This is a genomic window from Streptomyces sp. AC627_RSS907 (assembly GCF_019049165.1).
Window position 1 is genome coordinate 1 of the sequence record NZ_JAGMUE010000398.1, and the last position, 659, is coordinate 659.

A 659-nucleotide genomic window follows, 5' to 3' on the forward strand; every position below is an offset into this window, starting at 1 on the left:
CGAACCAGTCGGACAGCCGCTCGTGCACCACCTTCTGCACGAAGGTCTTCGCCTCGGTGTTGCCGAGCTTGGTCTTGGTCTGGCCCTCGAACTGCGGCTCGCCCAGCTTGACCGAGATGATCGCGGTCAGACCCTCGCGGATGTCCTCACCGGCGAGGTTGTCGTCCTTCTCGCGCAGCAGCCTCCGCTCCCGCGCGTAGCGGTTGACGACGGTGGTCAGCGCCGTGCGGAAGCCCTCCTCGTGGGTGCCGCCCTCGTGGGTGTGGATGGCGTTGGCGTACGAGTAGACGCTGTCGGTGTACTGGGTGTTCCACTGCATCGCGACCTCGACCGACAGCACGCGCTCGGGTTCCTCGGCGTCGAAGGAGATCACCGAGGGATGGACCGGCTCCCCCTTGCGGGCGCCCAGATGGGCGACGAAGTCGGTGATGCCGCCGGCGTAGCGGTACGAGACCGTCTTGGCCGCCCGCTCCGCGACGGCGTCCGAGCCGACCTCGTCGGGCGCGGCCGTCGCGCGCGCGGAGGGACGTTCGTCGGTCAGGGTCAGGGTGAGCCCCCGGTTGAGAAACGCCATCTCCTGGAAGCGCCTGGCCAGCGTCTCGAAGGAGAAGTGGGTGGTCTCGAAGATCGCGCCGTCCGCCCAGAACGTCAGCGACGTG

General features: G+C 68.4%; 1 pseudogene. It reads right to left on the reverse strand.

Annotation, left to right across the window (positions count from 1 at the left end):
- Positions 1-659: pseudogene (locus tag KUM32_RS36095) on the reverse strand (DNA topoisomerase IV subunit B); the annotation flags it as partial.